20 protein-coding genes are annotated in these 24,269 nt (G+C 71.8%); 7 read left to right on the forward strand and 13 right to left on the reverse strand.

Annotated elements, in window-relative coordinates:
- Window positions 1-5: 5 nt before the first annotated feature.
- Together ABZT18_RS25870 and ABZT18_RS25875 are read right to left on the reverse strand one after the other, a co-directional pair.
- Entirely contained in the window at window positions 6-842 is an 837-nt protein-coding gene (locus ABZT18_RS25870) for a PASTA domain-containing protein (RefSeq protein WP_354992937.1), read from the reverse strand.
- 157 nt (window positions 843-999) lie between these two features.
- Window positions 1,000-1,698, reverse strand: coding sequence for a PASTA domain-containing protein (locus tag ABZT18_RS25875; protein ID WP_354992938.1), 699 nt, complete (start codon window positions 1,696-1,698; stop codon window positions 1,000-1,002).
- Between the two features lie 122 nt (window positions 1,699-1,820).
- Between ABZT18_RS25875 and ABZT18_RS25880 the strand changes: the two genes are divergently transcribed.
- Window positions 1,821-3,263, forward strand: a complete 1,443-nt coding sequence (locus ABZT18_RS25880; protein WP_354992939.1) for a hypothetical protein — start codon at window positions 1,821-1,823, stop codon at window positions 3,261-3,263.
- A gap of 15 nt (window positions 3,264-3,278) precedes the next feature.
- On the opposite strand, the gene ABZT18_RS25885 is transcribed toward ABZT18_RS25880, so the two are convergent.
- Window positions 3,279-4,757, reverse strand: a complete 1,479-nt coding sequence (locus ABZT18_RS25885; RefSeq protein ID WP_354992940.1) for a glutamate--cysteine ligase — start codon at window positions 4,755-4,757, stop codon at window positions 3,279-3,281.
- A gap of 298 nt (window positions 4,758-5,055) precedes the next feature.
- A complete protein-coding gene (locus ABZT18_RS25890) occupies window positions 5,056-5,637 on the reverse strand; it encodes a YceI family protein (RefSeq protein WP_354992941.1) in 582 nt (193 codons plus the stop codon).
- Between the two features lie 100 nt (window positions 5,638-5,737).
- Here ABZT18_RS25890 and ABZT18_RS25895 point away from each other — a divergent pair, with 100 nt between their 5' ends.
- Complete coding sequence (locus tag ABZT18_RS25895) at window positions 5,738-6,256, forward strand: MarR family transcriptional regulator (RefSeq protein WP_354992942.1); 519 nt, start codon at window positions 5,738-5,740, stop codon at window positions 6,254-6,256.
- A gap of 222 nt (window positions 6,257-6,478) precedes the next feature.
- Here ABZT18_RS25895 and ABZT18_RS25900 read toward each other — a convergent pair whose 3' ends face one another.
- The 3 genes from ABZT18_RS25900 to ABZT18_RS25910 form a co-directional block, all read right to left on the reverse strand.
- Window positions 6,479-9,169: a helix-turn-helix domain-containing protein gene (locus ABZT18_RS25900; RefSeq protein WP_355252642.1), complete on the reverse strand. Its 2,691-nt coding sequence runs from the start codon at window positions 9,167-9,169 to the stop codon at window positions 6,479-6,481.
- 121 nt (window positions 9,170-9,290) lie between these two features.
- On the reverse strand, window positions 9,291-10,439 hold the full coding sequence (locus ABZT18_RS25905) for an acyl-CoA dehydrogenase family protein (RefSeq protein WP_354992944.1): 1,149 nt from the start codon (window positions 10,437-10,439) through the stop codon (window positions 9,291-9,293).
- Window positions 10,440-10,513: 74 nt separating this feature from the next.
- Window positions 10,514-12,046: an acyl-CoA carboxylase subunit beta gene (locus tag ABZT18_RS25910; protein ID WP_354992945.1), complete on the reverse strand. Its 1,533-nt coding sequence runs from the start codon at window positions 12,044-12,046 to the stop codon at window positions 10,514-10,516.
- A 170-nt stretch (window positions 12,047-12,216) separates the two neighbouring features.
- On the opposite strand from ABZT18_RS25910, the gene ABZT18_RS25915 reads away from it, so the two are divergent.
- Window positions 12,217-12,792, forward strand: coding sequence for a snapalysin family zinc-dependent metalloprotease (locus tag ABZT18_RS25915; RefSeq protein WP_354992946.1), 576 nt, complete (start codon window positions 12,217-12,219; stop codon window positions 12,790-12,792).
- A 59-nt stretch (window positions 12,793-12,851) separates the two neighbouring features.
- On the opposite strand, the gene ABZT18_RS25920 is transcribed toward ABZT18_RS25915, so the two are convergent.
- The 3 genes from ABZT18_RS25920 to ABZT18_RS25930 all read right to left on the reverse strand — a co-directional run bounded on the left by ABZT18_RS25920 (window position 12,852) and on the right by ABZT18_RS25930 (window position 15,960).
- On the reverse strand, window positions 12,852-13,772 hold the full coding sequence (locus ABZT18_RS25920) for a hydroxymethylglutaryl-CoA lyase (protein ID WP_354992947.1): 921 nt from the start codon (window positions 13,770-13,772) through the stop codon (window positions 12,852-12,854).
- A gap of 147 nt (window positions 13,773-13,919) precedes the next feature.
- Complete coding sequence (locus ABZT18_RS25925) at window positions 13,920-15,287, reverse strand: biotin carboxylase N-terminal domain-containing protein (protein WP_354992948.1); 1,368 nt, start codon at window positions 15,285-15,287, stop codon at window positions 13,920-13,922.
- Window positions 15,288-15,360: 73 nt separating this feature from the next.
- Window positions 15,361-15,960 (reverse strand): TetR/AcrR family transcriptional regulator, encoded by a 600-nt coding sequence (locus ABZT18_RS25930; RefSeq protein ID WP_354992949.1) that lies wholly within the window; start codon window positions 15,958-15,960, stop codon window positions 15,361-15,363.
- Between the two features lie 96 nt (window positions 15,961-16,056).
- Between ABZT18_RS25930 and ABZT18_RS25935 the strand changes: the two genes are divergently transcribed.
- Window positions 16,057-17,337 (forward strand): MFS transporter, encoded by a 1,281-nt coding sequence (locus tag ABZT18_RS25935; RefSeq protein WP_354992950.1) that lies wholly within the window; start codon window positions 16,057-16,059, stop codon window positions 17,335-17,337.
- Between the two features lie 62 nt (window positions 17,338-17,399).
- Here the strand turns inward: ABZT18_RS25935 and ABZT18_RS25940 are convergent, their stop codons facing one another.
- Window positions 17,400-18,557 (reverse strand): FAD-dependent oxidoreductase, encoded by a 1,158-nt coding sequence (locus ABZT18_RS25940; RefSeq protein ID WP_355252650.1) that lies wholly within the window; start codon window positions 18,555-18,557, stop codon window positions 17,400-17,402.
- Window positions 18,558-18,664: 107 nt separating this feature from the next.
- Here ABZT18_RS25940 and ABZT18_RS25945 point away from each other — a divergent pair, with 107 nt between their 5' ends.
- The 3 genes from ABZT18_RS25945 to ABZT18_RS25955 all read left to right on the forward strand — a co-directional run bounded on the left by ABZT18_RS25945 (window position 18,665) and on the right by ABZT18_RS25955 (window position 21,041).
- Window positions 18,665-19,246 carry a TetR family transcriptional regulator gene (locus tag ABZT18_RS25945; protein WP_354992952.1) on the forward strand — a complete coding sequence of 194 codons (582 nt, stop codon included), beginning with the start codon at window positions 18,665-18,667 and terminating at the stop codon, window positions 19,244-19,246.
- A gap of 68 nt (window positions 19,247-19,314) precedes the next feature.
- Complete coding sequence (locus ABZT18_RS25950) at window positions 19,315-19,863, forward strand: SigE family RNA polymerase sigma factor (protein ID WP_354992953.1); 549 nt, start codon at window positions 19,315-19,317, stop codon at window positions 19,861-19,863.
- Window positions 19,860-21,041 (forward strand): hypothetical protein, encoded by a 1,182-nt coding sequence (locus ABZT18_RS25955; RefSeq protein WP_354992954.1) that lies wholly within the window; start codon window positions 19,860-19,862, stop codon window positions 21,039-21,041. Before ABZT18_RS25950 ends, ABZT18_RS25955 begins: the two co-directional genes overlap by 4 nt.
- 77 nt (window positions 21,042-21,118) lie before the next feature.
- Here the strand turns inward: ABZT18_RS25955 and ABZT18_RS25960 are convergent, their stop codons facing one another.
- Both ABZT18_RS25960 and ABZT18_RS25965 read right to left on the reverse strand, forming a co-directional pair.
- Window positions 21,119-22,021, reverse strand: coding sequence for a sulfurtransferase (locus tag ABZT18_RS25960; RefSeq protein WP_354992955.1), 903 nt, complete (start codon window positions 22,019-22,021; stop codon window positions 21,119-21,121).
- A gap of 115 nt (window positions 22,022-22,136) precedes the next feature.
- Entirely contained in the window at window positions 22,137-24,260 is a 2,124-nt protein-coding gene (locus ABZT18_RS25965) for a hypothetical protein (protein ID WP_354992956.1), read from the reverse strand.
- Window positions 24,261-24,269: the final 9 nt, after the last annotated feature.

The following is a 24,269-nucleotide window of genomic DNA, read 5'->3' on the forward strand; positions in this document are numbered from 1 at the left end:
ACCGGTCACGGCGTGCTCGTCACCGTCGGGCTCGGCGTGGTCGGGGTCGACCCGGTCGAGGGCGGCTCCTGGGAGATGACCAACAACACCTCGTCGTCGGTCGACACTGGCGTGCCTGCCCCCGGCTCAGTGCCCACCACAGTCCCGGGCGGCAGCTCGGACGGGCGGTACACCACCCGGTAGGCCAGGCCCAGCCGGTCCAGCAACCCCTCGGCGGTGGCCTGCGGTAGGCCGGCGAGCGGTGGCACCGGCACCTCGGCCGGTGCGGTGGTGGCGGCCGGGCTGCTCGGCGTCTCGCTGGTCGGTGCCGCCGAGGTGGGGGATGCGCTGGTCGGTGCGGCGCTGGTGGCGCTGGCCGGCGGAAGGGACGGGGTGGAACCCGGTTCGTCCCGGTCGTCCTCCTGGTTGGCGAGCCCCCACCAGATCGCACCGCCGAGCAGGCCGGCGAGCAGCAACGCGAGCACACCCCAGAGGATCGGCAGCCACCAACGCCGGCCACCCTGCTCCTCGACGTACCACTCCCCGGTGGGTTCGGCCGGCCGGGGCGGCCGAACCTCCGCCCGCCCGGACCACGACGGTGGGGTCGACCGCTCGGCGGGCATCCGCTCCGTCCGGTCGACCGGCGTGCCCGGCTGCGTGCCGGCGGGACGATCAATCGGCACGGTCTGGTCGGGAGGCACGGCGGGACGAGCCGGGACAGGTCGGTCGAACGGCGCCGTCTCATCCGGCTCGGTGGCGGGTCGGGCCGCTTTCGGTGGCTCCGGCCGGTCGGCGGGTGGCAGAGGGCGGGTCCGGTCGTCGTCGTGCTCGCTGGCGGGAGGCTCCTGGCGGTCGTCGCTCATCGCACGTCCTTTCCCGAACCGGACGGGCGTTATGGCCCTCGACCGCCAACCTAGTCGCCCACGCCGTCATCGGTGGGGATCAGCGTGCCGAGTCGCGCCGGCCACCGGCAAGGGGTGGCGCACCGACCGTGGACCGCTCGTCGCCGAGGGCTTCAGATCAGGAAGTGGGTTTCGTCGTTGGCGGCTGGAGGCCGCCCGTCCCACACCAGATGCTGACCTCGTCGTTCCAACGGGCAGAACCGTCCTCGGCTGGATCCTGCCGGCTGACCTTTCCGCTGCGTCCACTGACGTAACGCGGGTAGAGACCCTCGTCGATCAGCTCGTCGACCGCCCTGGCGCAGTCCTTGCCGACCACGTCCGGCACCTCGGCGGCGGGCGCTGACCCGGCCACCTGCAGTTGCACGGTCGTACCCCGGGCAACCTCGGTGCCCACGGCCGGTGAGGCGCTCTCGACCGAACGCCCGGCGCCACTGCCGAAGATCAGCCGCCAGCCCAGTCGCTGCTTGCGCAACATGTCCCGGGCCTCCACGAAGTCGGTGCCGACCACCGGTGGCACGGTCAGGCCGGCCCCCTTGGTTGCGGTGGCTGAGGTCCGGACGGCCGACGGCGTGGTCCGGCCGGTGCTCGGGCGGGGCGCGGTGGTCCGGCTGGTCGGCGGACCGGTCGCGGTCGCGACGGCCAGCGGATCCCCCGAGGGTGTGTCGTCGTCGCCGGCCAGGAGCCAGCCACCGGTCGCGCCGACCGCGGCGAGCAGCACGGCGACCAACCCACCACCCAGCAGTACGCTGGCCCGACCCGCACCGCCGCCGTCCCGGCCACCGGTGGAATCCCGCTGGCCCGTGTTCGCGTCCGTCATACCGCCCACCGCCTCATCACCGGCGACCGTACCGGTCGCCGCCCAACACGCTCCGTCTGCGGTCCATACCGGCGGGTCGTTGCGACTCGCCGCGCCGACGACGGGACGTTACGCTGCCCCGCATGGCCAGACAGGGCTGGGGAGTGTCGATCGCTACGGCGATCGGGGTCGCTGCCGGCGCAGGCGCCGCGCAACTGGGCTTCGGCTACGGGCTCGGCGTCATCACCTGGACGCCCACCGATGCCGGAGCCACCGAAACAGCCTGGGCGGACGGCCTCGCCTGGGCCACCTGGCTCGCCGCCAGCTCGACGGTGCTGGGCGCGGTCTGCGCGCAGCGGCTACACCAACGGAACGCACCGGCGGCGGCCAAGCCTCAGGTGACCGACCCGGAGACGACGGACGGCTCTGACCCCGCGATCGCGCCGGAGCAGGCGACACACGGTGGCGGGCGCCCATCGGCCGGCGACGCCACCGGCCCGGAGGCGACGGACACGCAGTCGGCGCAGGTGGCCGAGGCCCCGCCCAACGACCGTGGTGGCCTGTTGCGGCGGGTGGCCCTGGCGCTCGGCGCCGGGATCGGCGGGCTGGTCACCGTGCTGCTGATCGCCGTACCCGCGCGGGTCGCGATCGGCGCCGACACCGGCGCACCGCAACGCACGGCCGCCGTACAGGCGGTGCTGGGCATCCTGATCGGCGTGCTCGTCGCGATCTGGGCGCTTCGCTCCCGGGCCGCCGCGATCAACGTGACCGCGACGGCCGCCTGGCTCTGGCTGCTCGCGGTGGTCTCGGTGATCGACGGGGTACGCGTCGGACGAGGGCTGACCGGCGCTCAACTCGGCACCTGGCAGCTCGACCCGGACCACCCGCGGTACTGGATCTCCGACCAGCTCTACTGGCCCGGTGCGCTGCTGGCACTCGTGCCCGCGCTTCTGATCGGAGTGCTGGCCGCCCGGCGGGCCGCCCGGTCGGCCGAGCACCGCGTCGGCGCGGCGGCTTCCGGCGCGGCCGGCCCGGTGCTCGTCGCGCTCGCCTACCTGACCACCCTGCCGCAGTGGTCGACGCTGGGCCCCGCGCAACTGTCCACCCAACTGATCGCCCCGTACGCGGTGATCATCGGCCTCGGCGGCTCGGTGCTGGCCGCCGTCCTCGGCGAGCGTGCCGACCGGAACCGCGCGGCAACCCGGAGTGCGGCTGCCTTGGGCACCAAGACCGAGCCGGCTCAGGCCGACTCGACCCCGGCCACCGCGAGCGGGCGGACCCCGACCGCGCGGGCCAACCCGACTCCGGTCACCGACTCCGAGCCGTCGGCTTCCGGCTCGTCGATCAGTGCCGCAGCTCGGCGCGGCAGGGCCGACGCCGCACCGCAGACAGCCAGGACGGGCTCCCGGCCGGGCGAGGCTGCCGCCGTCCCCCGGGTGCCGGCGCCGCGTACGAAGCCGGGCCTCTCCGACCCTGCCGAATCCGGTCCGGCCGGGCCAGCGGGCGCCGGAACGGCGGAGGACCCGACAGCGAGCAACCGGCGTGGCCGGTCAACCCGACGACCAGCCCGCCCCACCACCGACTGACCCCGGCTGCGCGGGTCAGTCGACCGGCCAGGTGTGAACGGGTTCGTTGGCGCGCTGAAGTTCCGCGTACCGCTGGACCATGTGGTGCAGCGCCCCGGCCCGGTCCAGGCCCCTGCGCCGCTCCGCCGCCCAGACCGCCTCGGTCTGCCAGACGGCACCGTTGCGGCCGGTTCGGCAGCGCTGCTCGATGATGCCGAGCAGCCGGTCCCTCTGCTCCGGGGCGACACCGAACCCGTCCAGGCCGGCGGCGGCGGTGGGCAGCAACTGCTCCAGCACCAGCTTGGTGACCGGCACGTCGCCGAGCCCGGGCCAGTGCAGCACGGCGTCGAGGCCACGTCGGGCGGCGGCGTGGAAGTTCTCCTCGGCGGAGCTGAAGGTGAGTTGGCTCCAGATCGGACGCTCCGCCTCGGCCAGCCCGCGTGCCAGGCCGAAGTAGAAGGCCGCGTTGGCGAGCATGTCCACCACCGTCGGGCCGGCCGGCAGGACCCGGTTCTCCACCCGCAGGTGTGGGCGGCCGTTCATGATGTCGTAGACCGGGCGGTTCCACCGGTAGACCGTGCCGTTGTGCAGCCTCAACTCCCCGAGCTTCGGCACACCGCCGGCGTGCAGCACCTCCACCGGGTCCTCGTCCTCGCAGATCGGCAGCAGTGGCGGGAAGTACCGGACGTTCTCCTCGAACAGGTCGAAGATCGAGGTGATCCACCGCTCGCCGAACCACACCCGGGGCCGAACGCCCTGGGCCTTGAGCTCGTCCGGGCGGGTGTCGGTGGCCTGCTGGAACAGGGCGATCCGGGTCTCGGCCCACAGTTGGCGGCCGTACAGGAAGGGGCTGTTCGCCCCGATCGCCACCTGCACGCCGGCAATGGCCTGGGACGCGTTCCAGTAGTCGGCGAAGCTGTCCGGTGCGACCTGGAGGTGGAACTGGAGGCTGGTACAGGCGGCCTCGGGCGCGATCGAGTCGGTGTGCGTCCGCAACTGCTCGACACCACGGATGTCGAGCTCGATGTCCTCGCCCCGGGCGCCGACGATCTGGTCGTTGAGCACCCGGTAGCGCTCGTTGGTGGAGAGATTGTCCTCGACCAGGTGTCCCTCGGTGAGGGTGGGCAGGATGCCGACCAGGACGATCTTCGCGTCGGACTTGGCCGCGCGCTCGTCGGCCCGGGAGAGGCTGCCGCGCAGGTCATGCTCGTAGTCGGCGAAGCCGGTGCCCTCGATCAGTCGAGGTTCGGCGTTGAGTTCCAGGTTGAACTGCCCCAGCTCGGTCTGGAAGAGGGGGTCGGCGATGTCGGCGAGGATCTCCTCGTTGCGCATCGCCGGCTCGGCCGCGGAGTCGACGAGGTTGAGCTCGATCTCCAGGCCGGTCATCGGCCGGTCGGCGTCGAACCCGAAGTCGTCCAGCATCAGGGCGAAGACGTCGAGGCACCGTCGCACCTTCTGCCGGTAGCGGACGCGATCCTCCCGGGTGAAGGCGCCCTGCGAGACGTCCCTGCCCATGTGTCCTCCCCGGCGGCCGGCGCGGTCGGGATCCAGCCGTCCCGGAAAGCGCATTGTGAACCATCCACGTTAAGAGCGCCCACCTGACCGGGGCCAGAGGCCGACGGCGGTGATCCGACGTCAACCGGAGGGGACGCACCCGTGGCGCCATCTGTACCCCGTCGTCGACCGACTGGACCCGATGGCGGTGCGAACAACTCGTGACAATTAACACGAGGTCGACGTCGGGTACGGAGACGACGGAGGGCCCGCGCCGACGTACGGCGCGGGCCCTGCGTGAAAGTGATCCGGGGAGGGATCAGGCCTGGCGGACGGCCTCGCCCTCGATCTCGATCTTGATCTTGCGGCTGACCAGCACGCCCCCGGTCTCCAGGGCGACGTTCCAGGTCAGACCGAACTCCTCGCGGTCGATCTCGGTGCTCGCGGAGAAACCGAAGATGTCCTGGCCGAACGGGCTGCGGCCGACACCCTCGAACTCCACCTCCAGCTCGACCGGCCGGGTGACGTCCTTGATGCTCAGCTCACCGGTGAGCACGAACTCGTTGCCACGGCGGGACTTGACCCCGGTGCTGCGGAACTCGAGCGTCGGGAACTTCTCGGAGTCCAGGAACTCGGGGCTGCGCAGGTGCGCGTCCCGGTCGGCCTGGGTGGTGTCGATGCTGGCGGCCTGGATGGTCGCGACAACCGACGACTGCAGCGGGTCCTCGGCGACGGTGATGGTGGCGGTCGCCTCGTTGAACTCACCGCGGACCTTGCTCACCATCATGTGCCGGGCAACGAAGCCAACCCGCTTGTGGGCCACGTCGAGCACGTAGGTGCCGGCCGCCGGGATGGTGAGGCCGTCCCAGTCGCGGGTAACCGCATCGGTGCTGCTGGTCATGCTGCTGTCCTCCAGGAGAATTGTTTAGTAGCCCAACGACTGCTTCAGCAACTATAACCGCAACAACATTCCCCGTGTCAAGTACTGGTAGAGTGAACGAGTGACCAACGTCTTCGACGATCCCCGGATCACCGCCGTCGGCCTGCTCTTCGAGGCACACGCCGGGCTGTCAACCCGGTTCAACGCCCAATTCGAGGAGCACGGCCTCTCCGCGGTCGAGTTCGAGGTCATCACCCGACTGGCCCGCTCGCCGGGCAATCAGCTGCGCATGACCGACCTGGCCGCCCAGACCTCCCTGTCGACCAGCGGGGTGACCCGTGTGGTGGACCGGATGGAACGTGACGGGCTGCTCACCCGGCAGGCCTGCCCGAGCGACCGGCGCAGCTCGTACGCGGTGGTCACTGCCGCCGGGATTGAGCGACTGAACGAGACGCTACCCGGGCACCTGCAGATGATCGAGCAGTGGTTCACCGGGCAGCTCGACCCCGATGCACTGGCGGCTCTGCTCGACGGGCTACGCCGGGTCCGCGACGCCGCGCATCCCTGTGCCACCGCCGGCAGCGACGATGTCAGCCCTGACCAGCAGATCGTCTCCAGCGATGGCGCCACCCGACTCTGAGCACCCGTGCTCTGACGCGGTGGCAGCACCGGCAGAAAGACCGGCAGAACTGACCCAGCCAGCCGGACATGCCGCCCGAAACAGGCTTTCCACCTCGATCGCGGTGGCAGGCTTTTGTCAACCGGGGATCACCGGGGGGTGACGGCGCGGGCGAACAGCGAGGGGTAGCACCAAAGGGGGCTTTTCGCCCGCGCCACTCCCCAGCCGGCAACCCGCACACGACTATCGCGCGGGCGGCCCGCCCCGGCCAGCGGCCAGCGCGTAGAGCAGTTCCGACTCCTGCGGCAGCAGGCGGACGCCCCTTTCCTGGCAGACCCGGTCGAGCTGGTCGAGGATCGCCGGGTCGGCAGTGCTGGCGGCCAGCCCGACCAGCGCCTCCACCGCGTCCCGCCGATCCTGACCGGCCTCGGCGGCGGCGGCGAACCACTCGGCCGCCAACTCCCGGTCACCCCGGTGCAGCGCCACGTACCCCTCGATCAACGCGCAGATCGCCGTCTTCGGGCCGCCCCCGGCCGGCACCACACCGTCCAGACGCGGTTGCGGCGGCCCGGCTCGCTCCGCTGGCGGCCGCGACCGTCCGGCGACCGCCAGTTCGGCGGCGTCGGCGCGCAACTCGATGAGCACCTCGGACGCCTCGTCACCGCGACCGTCCTGGGCGAGCGCCAACCCGATCGTGCCGAGCACCCGTCGGCGATGCCGCGGATCACCCAGCTCGGACAACGCCGCCACCGCCCGTCGGCCCTGGTCCACCGCGTCCGCGTACCGGCCCTCCAGGCGGACGACCTCGGCCCGGTTGGCCCAGGAGAGCGCCCGCAGCCGCTGCTCACCGCACTCGGCGGTGAGCCGGTCCACCGCGGCCAGCCGGCGGTGCGCCGCGGCCAGGTCGGCGACCCGGATCTCGTGCCAGGCGAGGCTGTTCTGGGCCACCGCCATGTCCCGGACCCGGTTGTTGCGGGCGGCCAGCCGGAGCACCGTCTCGGCCTGCTCGCGGGCCTCCTCGCGCCGGCCAACACCGATCAGCAGGGCGCCCAGCACGATCCGCGCCTCCAACTCTCCGCTGATGTCGCCGGCCTGCCCGAACGCGTCCAACGCGGCCCGCGCCGTCGGCAACTCGTCGGCGCCCGCGCCGTGCTCGGCGGCGAGCCGGGCCACCCCGAGTGCGCCCCAGCCCCGCAGCACGGGGTCGGCATCGGCGGTCCGCGGATCGGCCAACAACCGGCGCAGCCACTGCCGGCCGGCGACGTCGCGGCCACGGAACCGCCACCAGCGGGTCAGGGACGCCGCCAGACGGAGAGCGGTCACCGGATCGTCGGTTGCGGCGTGGGCCAGCGCCGAACTGATGTCGCTGCTCACCTCGTCCAGCCGGTGCAACGCCTCGGGCAGCAGGGGACCGACCAGATCGACGGCGGTCCGTGCGACCAGTCGGGCGATCACCACCGCATGCCGACGCCGGATGCAGGTCAGCTCGCCACCGCCGGCCGCCTGCTCGGTGGCGAAGTCGCGTACCGCGTCGAGTAGCCGGAACCGGAACGGCCCGGTGCCGCGCACGCTCAGCAGGCCGAGTTCGACGAGCCGATCCAGCAGGGGAACGGGATCGATCGCCACCGCGTCGTCCCGATCGACCTCGTCGACGAGCATTTCCTCGGCCAGTTCCACCGACCACCGGTTACCGAACACGGCGAGCCTGCGCAGCGCGGCCCGCTCGTTCGACGCGAGCAGCCGGTAGCTGGTCTCCACCGCGTCCCGCAGGGTCACTGCCACCACTGCCCCGGTGTCGTCCGCGCCGACCGAGCGGCGTGCCCGCTCCGGCCCGTCCCAGCCGGGGTGGACCGCCGGATCGGCGGGGGTGGCCAGGTCGAGCACGCGGTCGCCGTACCTGTCGAGCAGCTCGGTGAGGTCGAGGATCCGGCCGCGGGCGGCCATCAGCTCGATGGCCAGCGGCAGCCCGCCCAGCCGGCGGACCAGTGCGGCCAGGGCAGGCAGCTCGTCCGCGGCGGGAGGCTCCCGACGCACCTGGCCCAGACGGGCGGTGAACAGCGCGACCGCCGGCCAGGACCCGAGCGTGGTCGGCCCACGCCGCTCGGCACCCGGCGGCGGTACGTCCAGTGGCGCGACCGGCCAGACACGCTCCCCGGGCAGCCCGACCGGATGCCGGCCGGTCACCAGCACCCGCAGCGAGGGCAGGGCACCGATCAACCGGTGCAGCGTCGCGGCCACCGGGCCCGGCGCGTGCTCTATCGCGTCCACGACCAGCAGCGCGGGCCGGCCGGCGAGCCGGGCGACGAGTTCCGGCAGCCGGGCCGCACCGAGCACGGCCATCGAGGCGGCGAGCACGTCCGGCCCGTCCGAACCCTCGCCGACCAGCACCCCCGCCACGCCGCCCGGGTGGGCACCGGCTGCCGCGTGCGCGACGGAGAGCGCGAGCGCGGTCTTGCCGACCCCGGCCAGCCCGACCAGGCTCACCAGTCGGGGGCCACGCTCCGCGGTCAGCATCCCGGCCAGCTCCGTGACATCGCTGTCGCGGCCGATCAGCGCGACCGGCGGTGGAAGAGCGACCTGCGGGTCGGATCCGGTGGGCTCGGCTGTCGACGCGGTGCTGCCGGTGACCGGGAGCGCCGCCGGGGTGCCATCCGCCTGGGGTGGCTCACCGCCACCGGTGCTGCGGGCCGCGGCCAGGAACGCCGCCCGGCTGGTGCCGGTCAGCGCCAACGCCGCAGCGAGCAGCTCGACTGTGGTGCGCTGTGGCCGGAGCGACCGGCCCCGCTCCAGGTCACGTACCGTTCGCACACCCACCCCGGCCCGGGACGCCAGCTCGGCCTGGGTCAGGCCGGCGGCGCGTCGATGCCCGCAGAGCAGCTCCGACAGGACGGCACGGCCAGTCGAGCTCCGCGACCGATCATGCTCCGGAGTCATGGGCACGAAGAGTACGGATCCGCTCCGGCCGATGGCAGCCGAACGTCGGGCTACCGACGCGCGCTCGCCGATATCCGACAGCCCACCCGGAACGGATGGTCGGCCAGCTCGGCCGGACCTTTCAGAGCCCCAGATCGCGCGCGATGATCATGCGCTGCACCTCACTGGTGCCCTCACCGATCTCCAGGATCTTGGAGTCCCGCCAGAACCGCGCCACCGGGTACTCGTTCATGAAGCCGTACCCGCCGTGGATCTGGGTGGCTTCCCGGGCGTTGTCCACCGCGATCGTGCTGGCGTGCAGTTTGGCGATGGCGGCCTGCCGCTTGAACGGCTCACCGGCCAGCATCCGGGCTGCGGCGTCGTAGTAGGCCAGCCGGGCGGTGTGCGCCTTGAGCTCCATGTCCGCGATCTTGAACTGGATGGCCTGGTTCGCGCCGATCGGCCGGCCGAAGGCGTGCCGCTCCTTGGCGTATTTGATCGACTCGTCGACGCAGCCCTGGGCGAGGCCGACGGCCAGCGCGGCGATGGCGATCCGGCCCTCGTCGAGGATCCGCAGGAACTGGGCGAAGCCCCGGCCCCGCTCGCCGAGCAGGTTGGCCGCCGGCACCCGGCAGTCGTCGAAGGTCAACTCGTGGGTGTCCGAGGCGTTCCACCCCACCTTGGAGTAGCCCGGCGCCACGGTGAACCCGGGCGTGCCGGTCGGCACGATGATGGTCGACAACTCCTTGGAGCCGTCCGGGTTCGTGCCGGTCACCGCGGTGACGGTGACCATGGCCGTGATGTCGGTCCCCGAGTTGGTGATGAACGCCTTCGACCCGTTGATCACCCACTCGTCACCGTCCAGCACCGCCCGTGTCTGGGTGCCGGCGGCGTCCGAGCCGGTGCCCGGCTCGGTGAGACCGAAACCGGCCAGCGCCTCGCCGCTGAGCAGCCTGGGCAACCAGGTCGCCTTCTGCTCCTCGGTGCCGAAGCGGTAGATCGGCATCGCGCCCAGTGAGACCGCCGCCTCCAGCGTGATAGCCACGCTGGAGTCGACCCGGGCCAACTCCTCCAGGGCCAGGCAGAGCGCGAAGTAGTCGCCGCCCATGCCGCCGTGCTCCTCGCCGAAGGGCAGGCCGAACAGGCCCATCTTGCCCATCTGCCGGATCACCTCGTACGGAAAGGTGTGCTGCTCGTAGTGCTCGGCAATGACCGGGGCGACCACCTCGCGCGCGAATTCCCGCACGCTTTCCCGCAGCGCCGCTTGTTCGTCGGTGAGCCGGAAGTCCATCTCATCCTCCTGTGGGGACGGTCCGCCAGGCGCTCGTGACGCCGGACGGGTCGCTGTGGGGCCTCAGTCGAAGATCAGACCGGGGTGACGCCGTGCCGACGGCGGGAGAAGTGCCGATCCTTCGTACGCGCGGCAGCGAACCGACGGACCAGCTCGGTGCGCAGGTCGTGCGGCTCGACGATGGCGTCCACCACCAGCTCGCTGGCGAGCCGGACGACGTCGATGTCCTGCTCGTACTCGGCGCGCTTCGCGGCGACGAAGGCGGCCCGCTCATCGGCGTCCGGGATGGCGGCGATCTTGTTGGCGTAGACCGCGTTCACGGCGGCCTCGGCCCCCATCACCGCGATCTTCGCGCTGGGCAACGCGATGGTGGCGTCCGGCTCGAACCCGGGGCCGGCCATCGCGTAGAGGCCGGCGCCGTACGCCTTGCGGACGACAACGCAGATCTTCGGCACGGTCGCCTCGGAGATCGCAGTGATCATCTTGGCGCCGTGCCGGATGATGCCCTGCTTCTCCACGACGCTGCCGACCATGAAGCCGGGCACGTCGCTGAGGAAGAGCAGCGGCACGTTGAACGCGTCGCAGAGCTGCACGAACCGGGTCGCCTTGTCGGCCGAGTCGACGAAGAGCACGCCACCCTTGAACATCGAGTTGTTGCCGATGACGCCGACGACCTCGCCGTTCAGCCGGCCGAAGCCGATGGTCAGCTCCTTGGCCCAGAGCGCCTGGATCTCGAAGAAGGAACCCTCGTCGAGCAGGCCCTTGACGTACCGCCGCATGTCGAACGCCTGCCGCTCGCTGGCCGGCACCAGCGCGGCCAGGTCGGCCTTCGCGGGCGCGGCGACCGCCTCGGCGGCTGGCGGCGACTGGGTCCAGTTGGCTGGCAGGTACGACAGGTAGCGGCGCACCACGTCGAGCGCGTCGGCCTCGGTCTGGCAGAGGAAGTGCCCGACGCCGGATTCGGCGGTGTGCACCTTGGCCCCACCCATCGCCTCCAGCGTGGTCTTCTCGCCGGTGACCATCTCGACCATCCGGTCGGAGCCGAGATACATGCTGGCGTTGCCGTCGACCATGGCCACCACGTCGCAGAACGCCGGAATGTACGCCCCACCGGCGGCGCTCGGGCCGAACAACGCGCACACCTGCGGGATCGCGCCCGAGGCGCGCACCTGGTTCCAGAAGATCTTGCCGGCGCCACGCCGGCCGGGGAAGAGGTCGACCTGGTCGGTGATCCGGGCGCCGGCCGAGTCGACCAGGTAGACCATCGGCACGCTGGTGCCGTACGCCCGCTCGATGATCCGGATGATCTTCTCGACGGTGCGGGCGCCCCAGCTGCCGGCCTTGACGGTGGAGTCGTTGGCCATCAGGCAGACCTGCCGGCCGTCGATCGTGGCGGTGCCGGTGACCACCCCGTCGGCGGGCAGGCCCTCGGCCAGCGTGTTGGCGTAGAGGCCGTCCTCGACGAACGAGCCCTCGTCGACCAGGAGCGCGACCCGCTCACGGGCGAAGAGCTTGCCCTTGGCCGCGTTGGCCGCGTGGTACTTGTCCGCGCCGCCGGACCGGGCCCGCTTGCGCAGCTGCTCCAGTGCCTCACCGTCGAGCGTCACGCAGACTCCCTCGCCATACTGACCTGAACGATCGTTAGGCTAGCGCACTCGTGCCGCCGGCGGCGACCCGTGGGCGAATCCGGAGGGTGAAGCTCAGAGATAAACATTGAAAAACATGAATCTATGTCGCTAGGCTCCTGACACCCCCTCCTCCCGGATTGGAGTCAGCGATGACCTCACGACTCAATCGGCTCGCGGTCGCGTTGCTCGCGACCGCCCTTGCCACCCTCGGCGTCACGGTCGCCAACCCCTCGCCCGCGTCCGCCGCCATGACCATCTGCTACAACACCAGCCAGGCGGGAAGCTACGCCAGCACCGCCAACCAGGCCGCCTCGATCTGGAACAACGCCACCGTGAACCTGACGCTCTCGGCGAACTGCGGCTCCAACCTCCGGATCTACCGGATCACCGGCGGCGGCTCGTACGCCGTCCGGACCAGCCTCGGCAACGGCCGGGTCTACATCGACACCCAGCAGGCGGCGCAGTACAGCCCGCTGCGGATCATGACCCACGAGATCGGGCACATCCTCGGTCTGCCGGACAACTACAACGGCAACTGCTCGCTCCTGATGTCCGGCGGCAGCGCCGGCACCAGCTGCACCAACGCGTACCCGAGCACCGCCGAGGCGAACCGGGTGAGCAGCCTCTTCGCCGGCACCTTCGCCGCCACCGAGCGCGGCACGGACCGCGCCGGGGCGGACATCTTCCGCGACAGCTGGCCGAGCATGCTCACCTCCGTGAGCTGATCGACCGGTACGACGGAGGGGCCGGCATCGTGCCGGCCCCTCCCCGCGCTCCCGAGCGATCAGCTCGGCATCGGCGTCAGTCGGGTACGAGGGCCGGCCCGCAGCACGCCGGACGGCAACTTCTTGCCGAGCAGGTGCTCGGCCAACTCGGCCGCCTCGATGAGGGCCGCCAGGTCGATGCCGGTGTCGATGCCCATGTCGTGCAGCATGTGCACGGCCTCCTCGGTGGCCAGGTTGCCGCTCGCCCCCGGGGCGTACGGGCAGCCGCCCAGACCACCGACGCTGGCGTCGAACTCGGTCACCCCCAGCTCCAGCGCGGTCAACAGGTTGGCCAGCGCCGTACCCCGGGTGTTGTGGAAGTGCAGCAGCACCGGGACGTGCGCGTTGCGGTCGCGTACCGCGGTCAGCAGCTCGCGGACCCGACGCGGAGTGCCCATGCCGGTGGTGTCGCCGAACGCGACCCGGTCCGCGCCGTCGCGAACCACCCGATCGACGATGCCGGCCACCCGCGCCGGGTCGATGTCCCCCTCGTACGGGCAGCCGAAGCTGGTCGCCACGATCACCTCGACCCGCGCGGAGGCACCGTGCAGCAGGTCGATCAGCTCGGCGATGTCGTCCAGCGACTCGCCGGTGGATCGGTTGACGTTGCGCCGGTTGTGCGTGTCGCTGGCCGAGACCACCACCTCGATCTCGGTGAACCCGGCGGCGAGGGCCCGCTGGGCACCCCGGGTGTTCGGCACCAGCGCCGAATAACGCACCCCGTCGGCCTTCACGGCCCGCTGCCACACCTCGTCGGCGTCGGCCATCTGCGGGATCGCCTTCGGGTGCACGAACGACACCGCCTCGATCCGGCGTACGCCGGTGCCGGAGAGCGCGTCGAGCAGGCGCACCTTGGCCTCGGTCGGGATCGGGTCCTCGTTCTGCAACCCGTCCCGAGGCCCAACCTCGCGAATCAGAACGGAATCCGGCAGGTCCGCCATAAGGGGTCACCTCACTGTGACGTAAAGCTGTGCTGGAGTTCCCCCAGCATGCCACTCCTGCCACGACTGACGTTGATCAAGAGGTTTGCGTCATCCGTGGCAGGAATTCTGACGCAAACCTCTTGATCAACAAGGGTGGGAGTGCGGTCAGCGCATGCGGGACACGATGCCGGTGTCGTAGGCGCCGGAGAGGAACTCCTCGTTTTCCAGGAGCTCGGCGAAGAAGGGGACGTTGTTCTTCGGGCCCTCGATCTGGAAGGCGGCGACTGCGGCCTTCGCGCGGGCGAGCACCTCGTCGCGGGTGTCGCCGCTGATGATCAGCTTGGCCATCAGGCTGTCGTAGAACGGGGTGACCGTGTTGCCCTCGGTGTAGCCGGAGTCCACCCGGACACCCTCACCCGTCGGCTCCACCCAGGTCCTGACCACGCCGGGGCCGGGTAGGAAGCGCTTCGGGTCCTCGGCGTTGATCCGCATCTCGATGGCGTGCCCCCGCGGGGTCAGCGCGTCCGGGTCGAACGTCGGCGCCAACCCCGATGCCACCCGCAGTTGCTCCTCGACCAGGTCGACGCCGTAGACGTACTCGGTCACCGGGTGCTCCACCTGAAGCCGCGTGTTCATCTCCAGGAAGAAAAACTCCTCGGACCCGGGACCAGTGCCGGCAGCGGCCCGCTCACCCGGGACGAACAGGCACTCCACCGTGCCCGCGTTGCGATAGCCGACCGCCTCACCGGCCCGTACCGCCGCCGCCAGGAGACGAGACCGCAGCTCTGGCGAAACCGCCGGCGACGGAGACTCCTCAACCAACTTCTGGTTGCGACGCTGCACCGAGCACTCCCGCTCGCCGAGCGCCACCACCCGGCCGTCGGCCAGGCCGAGGATCTGCACCTCGACGTGACGCACCCGGGGGAAGTACCGCTCGATCAACACCGAGCCGTCGCCGAACATCCGCTCGGCGAACGCGCGCACCTTGTCGTACTCGGTGCGCAGCGCGGCCTCGTCCACGGCGACGCCCATGCCCATGCCGCCGCCACCGGCCGCGGCCTTGACCATCACCGGGTAACCGATCTCGGCAGCGGCCGTCACCGCCGCGTCCAGGTCGGCGGCCGGGTCGGTGGTGCCGGGCGCGACCGGAACGCCGGCCGCCGCCATCAGATTCCGAGCGTTGATCTTGTCGCCCATCGCGGTGATCGCGTCCGCGCCAGGCCCGACCCAGATCAGGCCGCTCGACTCGACGGTACGGGCGAACTCGGCGTTCTCCGACAGGAAGCCGTACCCGGGGTGGATGGCCTGGGCGCCGGTTGCCTTCGCGGCGGCGAGGATCGCCTCGGTGTTGCGGTAGCTCTGCGCCGGGTTCGGCGGGCCGATGAGGACCGCCTCGTCCGCCTCGACGACGAACGGCAGGTCGGCGTCGGCCTCGGAGTACACCGCGATCGCGCGAATGCCGAGCCGCTTGGCGGTCCGGATGATCCGGCGGGCGATCTCGCCCCGATTGGCGACCAGCAGTGACTCGATCATGTTTCCTCCCGGCGTCCGGATGGTGGGACGGTTGTCAGGGAATCATGACCGGCACACTTCTGACGAGTCGGGTTCAGGCGAGCAGCGCGGCCAGGGCGGCGTCGCGCAGCAGCTCGGCGCGGCGTCGTCGGTCCACCTCACCGCCGAGGAACGGGGTCGAGTTCATCAGGCCGAACGCGGCGTGCGCGAGCACCCGCGCCTCGCCGTCGGGCATGCCCGGGTGCAGCGCGGTGAGCACGGTCACCCACTCCTCGACGTAGAGCCGCTGCAGACGGCGGATCCGCCGACGCGGCTCCTCCGGCAGGCGGTCCAACTCGTGCAGGTGCAACGCGATCACCGCCGGGTTGGCCAGGGCGAACTCGACATGGAAGTCGATCAGCGACTCCAGTACACCGCGCGGGTCGTCCGGGTGCCCGACGGCACGCTCACGCCCGCCGGCCAGCAACCCCTCACTGACCGGGATCAGCGCGGCGGCCAGCATGGCCTCCTTGCCGGCGAAGTGGTGGTAGAGCGCCGGACCGGTGACCCCGGCTGCCGCGCCGATGTCGTCCATCGACACACCGTGGTAGCCACGGGTGGCGAACAGGCCGACCGCGATCTCCAGGATCTCGTCCTTGCGGGACCTGCGCCGGCCCGCACCCGCCGCACCCCGTGCCTGCTGCTCCACCGTCACCGGGCAAGCGTAGACCGCGAGTTGCCTGCGGTGGAGCGGCGGTTACGACGATGGCGGCTTGACCCTCGACCCGGTTGAACCCGCACGGTCACCGGCATGACCACCTCCGCTCTCGGCCGGGACTTCCGGCTGCTCTGGTCCGCCGCCGTCTCGTCGCGGTTCGGGGACGCGCTGCGTACGCCGGCATTGGCCCTGCTGGCCGCGACGGTGACCCGCGATCCCCGGATCATCGCGGCGGTCACCGTGGCCGGTCAGCTGCCACCGCTGCTCTTCGGCCTGCTCGGCGGCGTGTACGCGGACCGCTGGGACCGTCGTCGGACGATGGCCCTGGTCGACGGGGTGCGCGCCGCCGTGGTGGCGGCCCTGGCCGTGGCGGTCGCTCTCGGCCAGGTAAACGTTCCGGTGCTGCTGGTGGCGGCGTTTCTGCTCGCCGCACTGGGCACCCTCTTCGACTCCGCCTCCTTCGCGCTGCTTCCCGCGGTGGTGCCGCCGGACGCGCTGCCTCGGGCGAACGGTCGACTTCAGGCGGGATCTGCGGTGGCCGGCGGTTTCCTCGGCGCGCCCGCCGCCGGTGTCCTCTTCGCCGTCGCCCCCGCCCTCCCGTTCGCTTTCGACGCCGTCACCTTCGCCGCGGCCGCCCTGCTCGTGCTGGCCCTCAGCCCGAGCGCGGGGCTGCCCCCCAGCGGGCATTCTGTGCCGCGGCGCGGGTCGGTGTGGGGCGAGATCATCGAGGGGGTGCGGTGGCTGCGCGGGCACCGGACACTGTGGCGGGTCACCCTGCTCGCCGCCGCGTGCAACCTGGCGATCAGCGGGATCATTGCGGTGCAGGTGCTCTACGCGCTGGACGTGCTGCGGGTGCCGCCAGCCGGGTACGGGCTGTTCGCCGCCGCTGCCATCGTCGGCGGTGTGGCGGGGGCGCTCGGGGCGGGTCGGCTCGCCGCCCGGCTCGGCACGGTGCCCGCACTGTGCGCGGTGCTCGCCGTGCAGACCGTGGCGCTGACCGGGTTCGCGCTGGCCCGGCATCCGGTGCCGGGCGGGCTGGCGCTGGCCGTCTTCGCCGCCGGAACCGTGATCTGGAACAGCCTGTGCGCGTCGTACGGGCAGCGGCACGTGCCGGCCCGACTGCTCGGCCGGGTGGGTGCGGCCCAGCGGATGGTCGGTCTGTTCACCGCGCCGGTCGGGGCCGTGCTCGCCGGGCTGGTCGCCGCCGCGTACGGGACGGTGCCGGTGGCGGGTGCGGCGGCTGGCACGTTCGCACTGGTCACGCTGGCGGCGTGGTGGGCACTGCGGCCGGCCGCGCCGGTGCCGCCGGTCACGCCCACCAGCGGCGGGACAGCAGCCCGGGGTCGACCTGACGCGGCGCGGCGCGCGGGGTGAGGATCATCCACACCCAGGGCAGGGTCGCCCCAGTCCCGCCAGACCTGACCCATCGGCGCAGCCTAGCCCGGCGTCCGTTCCCGATGGGACAGCCCGGACAGGCGCAGCGCGACCCGCCGCCGGGCTGGCGGTACGGCACCGAGCAGCCGGAGCAGCACGTCACGGGCCGGCCGACGGGTCGGCGAGACGGCGGCCAGCCGGGTCAGCCCGGCGGCGAAGCTCAGCACGTCCTCGGCCATCGGCCGCTGCCGGGCGGTGTAGTCGTCGAGCAGCGTGTCCGGCCCACCGTCGAGCACGTCGGCCACCACGGTGCCGAGGGCAACAGCGTCGCAGATGCCGAGGTTCATGCCCTGCCCGCCGGCCGGACTGTGCACGTGCCCGGCGTCCCCGGCCAGGAGCACCGGCCCGGATCGGAAGGTGTCGGCGATGCGGTGGTGCACCCGGAACCGGGAGTCCCAGAGCACCTCGGTCACCCGGTCGGGTCGTCGCGCCGGGCCGCGCTCGTCCAGGAGCGCCTGGAAGTACGCCTTATCCGGCTCGGCCGGGGCCGTCGGCACGGCGGCGACCAGCCGGACCACCCCGTCCGGGAGCGGCGCCCAGACCAGCGGCCCGGAGCGGGCGAGGAAGAGCGACACCTCGTCGCGGGGCAGTGTGCTGCGCACCCGGACGTCGGCGAGCACGAAGGACTCCTCGTCGCTGGGGCCGGCGAAGCCGATGCCGGCCAACTGCCGGACCGTGCTGTGCAGGCCGTCCGCGCCGACCACGAACCGGGCGCGCAGCGTCTCTCCGCAGATCTGCGCGAGCACCCCATCGCCGGTCCGACTCAGCCCGGTCAGCTGGCACGGCCGTCGCACCTTGACGCCGAGGTCGGCCAACTGCCCGGCGAGCACCGCCTCGGTGACCGACTGGGAGACCAGCAGCGCGTAGGGGAAGCGGGAAGGCAGATCGTGGAACGACACCGACAGCAGCACCCGGTCCCGGTCGCGCACGGTGAAGCGCGGCGACCGCAGCCCCTGGGCCACCAGGGGCGCCGCGGCGCCGATCCGGTCCAGCACCTCCAGGGTGTACGCGTGCACGACCGCAGCGCGGGAGGTCGTGGGTGGCTCGGCCAACTGGTCCAGCACGGTCACCTCGACCCCGCGCCGGGCCAGCGTCAGCGCGGTGGCGAGACCGGTGGGCCCAGCGCCCACCACCAGAACGTCGGTACTCGTGGGCAGCATGGCCACCTCCGGAACGACCGTTGCCAACAGGTGTTGGCAAACACTTGTTGGCAACATTAGATCGGCGCCCATTGTGAGTCAACAGCCGTTGGCATACGGTCGTTGACATGACAGTGTCCGCCAAGCCGACCCATCCCCGCCGCTCGGACGCCACCCGGGCGGCGATCCTGCGAGCTGCCCGGGAGCGGTTCGCGGCGGACGGATACGAGCGCGCCACGATCAGGGCCATCGCCGCCGACGCCCGGATCGACCCGTCAATGGTCATGCGCTACTACGGCAGCAAGGAGGGGCTCTTCGCGGCGGCGGCCGAGTTCGACCTACGCCTGCCCGACCTGACCCCGGTGCCACCCGATCGTCTCGGCGAGGTGCTGGTCCGGCACTTCCTCGCCCGCTGGGAGGGCGACGAGACTCTCGTGGCGCTGCTCCGGGCCGCCAGCACCAATCCGGGCGCGGCCGAGCGCATGCGCGGCATCTTCGCCGACCAGCTCACCGCCTCCGTGGCCGCGTTCGGCACCGATCCGACGCTGACCGCCCGACGTGCCGGCCTGGTGGCCAGCCAGATCCTCGGCCTCGCCTACACCCGATACGTCGTCCGCCTGCCGCCCATGGTGGACACGACACCGGAGGACCTGGTCTCCTGGGTCGCACCGACCCTCCAGCGCTATCTGACCGGAATGCCGGAGAGCTGACCCAACCTTTTTCCCCTCCCCGTGCGTCTGCCAGGTGACGCGCGACGCGACGGCCGGGAGGGGGGCGGATGGCACCGACGGCGAACGACGGACGCGACGGCTACCTCGCCTTCGTGGAGAGCCACCAACACCGGCTGCTCCGTGCGGCGTACCTGATCTGCGGCAACCGGCACCAGGCCGAAGACCTCCTCCAGGACGCCCTGCTGAAGCTGGCGCTGCGCTGGGCCTCGGTCCGTGACGGTGACCCCTCCGCGTACGTGCGGGCCATCCTCTACCGGGACGCGGTGTCCTGGTGGCGTCGCCGGCGGCGGGAATGGCTCAGCGCCGCGCCGCCGGAGCAGGTCGCTCATGATCGCGACGGTGCATTGCGGCTGACGCTGCACGACGCGCTGGGCCTACTGCCGCCTCGACAGCGGGCCGTGCTGGTGCTGCGCTACTACGAGGACCTGACCGAGGTCGCCACCGCCGAGGCGCTCGGGGTGACCGTCGGCACTGTGAAGAGCCAGTGTCATGCCGCGCTGCGCCGACTCCGTGAGGTCGCCCCGGACCTCGCCCGGGAAACCCGTCCTGGCCAGGGCTCAGCCGACCTGGCCACCGGCCTGGAGGTGAACCCGTGAACGAGCAGGACCTGCGCCAACTGCTGACCGTCAGCGTCGAGGACGTTCTGCCCAACCAGCCGGCCACGGCCGGATGGGAACGGGCCCGGCGTACCCGGCGTACCCGGCGGGCCGTCGGCGCGGTCGCCCTGGCCGTGACCCTGGTCGGCGGCGGCACGGTGGTCGCCCTACGACCGCCCGCCGATCCACCGCCGGTCCATTCGGTGGCACCGACCGTCGAGCCCACCCACGCCGGGCCGGTGCAGCGGCCCCCGGCCGAACTGACCTTCCCGCCCGATCCGCTGGCCCGGCTCGCCGACCCGGCGACCGTGCCGCTCTCCGAGCGACCGGTCCAGCGGGCGTTGGCGCTGTTCCAGCCGATGGACGAGGAGTTCCACGCGGACGGCCCGGTCCGCGTGCTCGGCAACGACGGCGTGGTGCGCAGTCTCGACGTGGTGACACTGGCGCCCACCCGGGACGCGGGCGGCAACGAGGCGTCCGCCGTGAAGCCGGGCGTGCTGTCGCCGGACGGCAGGTCGGCGGCGTTCGCGCAGACCGGGGAGCTGATCATGGTCGACCTCACCACGGCGACTGTGCGCCGGATCCCGCTCGACGGCTACCTGGAGCTGGTGGTCTGGGGAAACGACCGGGTGCTGGTCGGCGGCGACAACCGGACGTACGCGGTGGACCGGGTCTCCGGCGCGGCCAGTCAGCTCGACGTCTCGCTCTGGGACCTGGTCGCGCCCGACCCGGCGGCCAGCCGCGAGGCGGCGCTGGTCGAGGTGAGCGGCATGCGGGACGGCCTGATCCTGCGCAGCCGGAGTGCCCGCGAGGGCACCGTCCGCTCCGAACAGAAGATCGAGGGTGCCGCGCTACCGGTGCCGTACCAGGTCAACGAGTTCTACGGCCGGGGCTGGCTGCACGGCGAGCGACTGGCCCGCTCGGCGTGGATCACCAACGACGAGATCGACGGTGCCGAGGGGGTGGTTGTGCTGGACGCCCGGACCGGTGCGGTGGCCCACGTGCTCGACCTGGGCCGGGACCGGTGGAAGGGTTGCTGCGAGGTGTTGGGCTGGGACAACCGGGGTGCCGTCCTGCTCCGCCTGCAACCGGGCGGCCTGGTGCGCTGGCACCCGGAGACCGGCGAGGTCACCGGCGTGGTCCGCGACCTGCGGGGCGTGCTGGCACTGGCTGGCTGAGCACCGTCCCCGCGCTGCTCGTGCAGGTCGCGCGGGGACGGTCAGGTTGCTCAGGCGGCTCAGGCGGCTCAGGCGGCTCAGGCGGCGATACCGCCGGGCTGGTCGCCCTTGACGACGGGTGCCCGGACCAGGTTGCCCCACTCGGTCCACGAGCCGTCGTAGTTGCGCACCTGCGGGTAGCCCAGCAGGTGCCGCAGCACGAACCAGGTGTGGCTGGACCGCTCACCGATCCGGCAGTACGCGATCACGTCATCGTCCGGGCTCAGCCCGAGCTGGTCGGCGTAGATCGCGCTCAGCTCGTCTGCGGACTTGAACGTGCCGTCCTCGTTGGCGGCGGACTTCCACGGCTTGCTGACCGCACCCGGGATGTGCCCGCCCCGCAGCGCGCCCTCCTGCGGGTAGTCCGGCATGTGCAGCATCTCGCCGGTGTACTCACCCGGCGACCGGACGTCGACCAGCGGCCGACCGACGGCGATGTGCGCCATCACCTGCTCGCGAAACGCCCGGAGCGGCGTGTCGTCACGTAGCGGCACCGGGTAGTCGGCGCGGGGACGGGCCGGCTTGTCGCGGGTCACCTCGCGCCCCTCGGCGATCCATTTCTGCCGGCCACCGTCGAGCAGTCGCACGTCGACGTGGCCGAAGAGCGAGAACACCCAGAGGGCGTACGCGGCCCACCAGTTGAAGTTGTCGCCGTAGAAGACCACCGTGTCGCCCCGGCCGATGCCCTTGGCGGCGCACATCTCGGCGAAGCTCGTCGCGTCCAGGTAGTCCCGGGTCACCTGGTCGTTCAGGTCCAGGTGCCAGTCGACCTTCACGGCACCGGGAATGTGACCCGATTCGTAGAGCAGTACGTCCTCGTCGGACTCGACCACCACGAGGCCCTCGTCGCCCAGGTGCTCGGCCAGCCACTCGGTGGTGACCAGCCGCTGCGGGTCCGCGTACGACTGGAGGCGGGGATCAGGATCGCTCGGCACAGACATGATCCCCAAGGTACGCCGGATTGCCGCCCCCGACTGCTGTAACGAGACCCGGCCCACCACCCGCACGGGATGGTGGGCCGGGCTGGCGAGACGTACGTCTCGCGCGGCGCTTTGGTTACCGCCCCGACTTGGCCTCCGGGGCATCGGCGACCAGGAACGTGTACGTCCGCTCCGGAGACGCCGTCCCGTTCGCGAAGAGGCTCCGGACCGTCAGGGTGTGCGTACCGGCCTGCTCCGGGGTCCAGGTGACGATGGCACTGCCGTTGATGTCGGTGGCGATCCCCTGCTCGGGGCCGTCGTCGAAGCGGTACCGGAACTCCGTCGTGTCGGGAACCTCGGAGCTGATCCAGAAATCACCGGGCTGGCCCGGGCCGCCGGCGGGGTAGCCGGGGTCGTAGAGGAAACCCTGGATCACCGGCAACAGGTCACGTACGGAGAAGACGTAGCTCGCCGAGTCCGACTGGACGCCGTCCCGGTTGACGCTCCAGACCGTGAGCGGGGTGAAGCCCGCCTTCGTCGGTGCCCAGGTCACCGACGCGGTGCCGTCGGCCGCTGCGGTCACGGTGCTGGTCACCGTGCCGAAGCGGTAGCGGTAGCTGACCACGTCGGGCTGGCGCGGGGTGAAGGTGAAGACCCCGGGCACACCTTGGCCTCCGCTGGTGCCGCCCTGCTCGTAGACCGTCGCGGCGATCTTGGGCGCGGTGGTCAGTCGGAACGTGCGCACCGCCGTGGCGGTCACGCCGTCGGCGGTCACGCTGGTGACGGAGAGTGTCCGGTTGCCGCCCCCGGTCGCGGTGACGGTCAGCGAGGCGGTGCCATCGGCACTGGCCTCCACCGTCTGCTCCGGGTCGCCGTCCAGGTGGAAGCGGTAGCGGACCACCCCAGCCATCCGCGGCTCGACGGAGAACGTGGCCGGCACTCCGATGTCAGTCAGGTTGCCGGTGATGATCGGCGCGACGTCGCTGGCCCGGAATTCGTACCTCGCCTCGGGCGAACGGTTTCCGGCCGCGTCCACGCTCACCACGGTGAGGCTGTTGGGCCCGGTCCCCGGGGTGAGGGTGACCGTGCCCCTGCCGCCGGGCTGGTCCGCCGACACCGTCTGGGTGACGCCACCGTTGAGCTGGTATCGGAAGCCCACAGCATCCGGCGTCGCCCCGGCGTCGAAGGTGAACTGGCCGGGCAGTGCCGGGTGCCACCCATCGACGGGGAAGTCGGTGGAGGAGACGGCCGGCGCGACCGCCGGACCCTGGAAGTCGGTCCGGAAGTAGCAGAGGCCGCTCCACTCGCCGGTGGCCCGGCTGTCCGCCGCCCGCACCTGCCAGGCGTACACCCGGTCGTGGGTGAGGGTGTCGCGATAGAAGAGGCCACTCGCCCGCTCGCCGTCCCGACCGTTCCCGAGCCGCTCGATCCGGGCAGTCGGCTCGTCGACCGGCCACAGGGCGAAGGTGGCGGTCAGCATGTCGCTGCCACCGGCCTCGTTGCCGTTCTGGTCGTGCAAGATGGCAGAAAGCGCCAGGTCATCGCTCTGCTGGAACTGGTACGGCTCGGCCGCCGTACACGGCTTGCCGGAGGTCTGCAGCTCGGTCGGCACGCCGGGCGGGTAGTTGTAGTCGATCGAGATGCCGACCGTGCTGGCGTAGCGGCGGCCGAGCGTGGGGTCCGCTTCCACCGCGGCCGGCAGCCGGAGCGCGAGGGTGAGCGTCGACGCGCCCTCGGCCAACGCCTGCCGCAGCCCTTCGGCCGCGTTCCACTCCACGTAGGGCGCGGGGCAGCCGGCGATGTCCGGCAGGGTGGCCGTGTGCAGCTTCGCCCGCCCGGCTGGTGGCTTCGCCCAGCTCGACTTGGCGGTGTAGGGCGCGGTACGCCACAGCTCCACGCCGGGACGCTTGGTGCAGTCGACGACGGAGGTCTCCTTGGCGGAGAAGACAGCCGACTCGATCTCGGCTCCCCGATAGCGGGAGATGTCGAAGGTGAAGTAGGCCCGGGCCGTGTGCTTACGCCCCCGCTCGTCCTTCCAGGACCCGACCGGCACGTCGCCGGCCTGGTCAATATCGATCTTCGTGGGCCGGTGCGAGTCCGTGTAGGCCCACGAGTTGTTCTTCTCGTAGCGCACGTCGTTCGCCGCAGCCGGCGTGGCCGTGAGCGTGAGCAGCCCGGCGGCGAGCGTCATGGACAGCGCTGTGGCCAGCAGGGCTCGGACCGGTCTTGCGGATGTCGTCGTGCCAGCTATGAGGGTCATCCCTCATCC

The organism is Micromonospora sp. NPDC005291 (assembly GCF_040607415.1).
Lineage (GTDB): Bacteria > Actinomycetota > Actinomycetes > Mycobacteriales > Micromonosporaceae > Micromonospora.

What these genes read in the sequence shown, in the direction of transcription:
- ABZT18_RS25870 (WP_354992937.1), bottom strand. Translation starts at nt 842, where the DNA reads ATGAGCGACGACCGCCAGGAGCCTCCCGCCAGCGAGCACGACGACGAC.
- ABZT18_RS25875 (WP_354992938.1), bottom strand. Translation starts at nt 1,698, where the DNA reads ATGACGGACGCGAACACGGGCCAGCGGGATTCCACCGGTGGCCGGGAC.
- ABZT18_RS25880 (WP_354992939.1), top strand. Translation starts at nt 1,821, where the DNA reads ATGGCCAGACAGGGCTGGGGAGTGTCGATCGCTACGGCGATCGGGGTC.
- ABZT18_RS25885 (WP_354992940.1), bottom strand. Translation starts at nt 4,757, where the DNA reads ATGGGCAGGGACGTCTCGCAGGGCGCCTTCACCCGGGAGGATCGCGTC.
- ABZT18_RS25890 (WP_354992941.1), bottom strand. Translation starts at nt 5,637, where the DNA reads ATGACCAGCAGCACCGATGCGGTTACCCGCGACTGGGACGGCCTCACC.
- ABZT18_RS25900 (WP_355252642.1), bottom strand. Translation starts at nt 9,169, where the DNA reads ATGACTCCGGAGCATGATCGGTCGCGGAGCTCGACTGGCCGTGCCGTC.
- ABZT18_RS25905 (WP_354992944.1), bottom strand. Translation starts at nt 10,439, where the DNA reads ATGGACTTCCGGCTCACCGACGAACAAGCGGCGCTGCGGGAAAGCGTG.
- ABZT18_RS25915 (WP_354992946.1), top strand. Translation starts at nt 12,217, where the DNA reads ATGACCTCACGACTCAATCGGCTCGCGGTCGCGTTGCTCGCGACCGCC.
- ABZT18_RS25920 (WP_354992947.1), bottom strand. Translation starts at nt 13,772, where the DNA reads ATGGCGGACCTGCCGGATTCCGTTCTGATTCGCGAGGTTGGGCCTCGG.
- ABZT18_RS25925 (WP_354992948.1), bottom strand. Translation starts at nt 15,287, where the DNA reads ATGATCGAGTCACTGCTGGTCGCCAATCGGGGCGAGATCGCCCGCCGG.
- ABZT18_RS25935 (WP_354992950.1), top strand. Translation starts at nt 16,057, where the DNA reads ATGACCACCTCCGCTCTCGGCCGGGACTTCCGGCTGCTCTGGTCCGCC.
- ABZT18_RS25940 (WP_355252650.1), bottom strand. Translation starts at nt 18,557, where the DNA reads ATGCTGCCCACGAGTACCGACGTTCTGGTGGTGGGCGCTGGGCCCACC.
- ABZT18_RS25945 (WP_354992952.1), top strand. Translation starts at nt 18,665, where the DNA reads ATGACAGTGTCCGCCAAGCCGACCCATCCCCGCCGCTCGGACGCCACC.
- ABZT18_RS25950 (WP_354992953.1), top strand. Translation starts at nt 19,315, where the DNA reads ATGGCACCGACGGCGAACGACGGACGCGACGGCTACCTCGCCTTCGTG.
- ABZT18_RS25960 (WP_354992955.1), bottom strand. Translation starts at nt 22,021, where the DNA reads ATGTCTGTGCCGAGCGATCCTGATCCCCGCCTCCAGTCGTACGCGGAC.
- ABZT18_RS25965 (WP_354992956.1), bottom strand. Translation starts at nt 24,260, where the DNA reads ATGACCCTCATAGCTGGCACGACGACATCCGCAAGACCGGTCCGAGCC.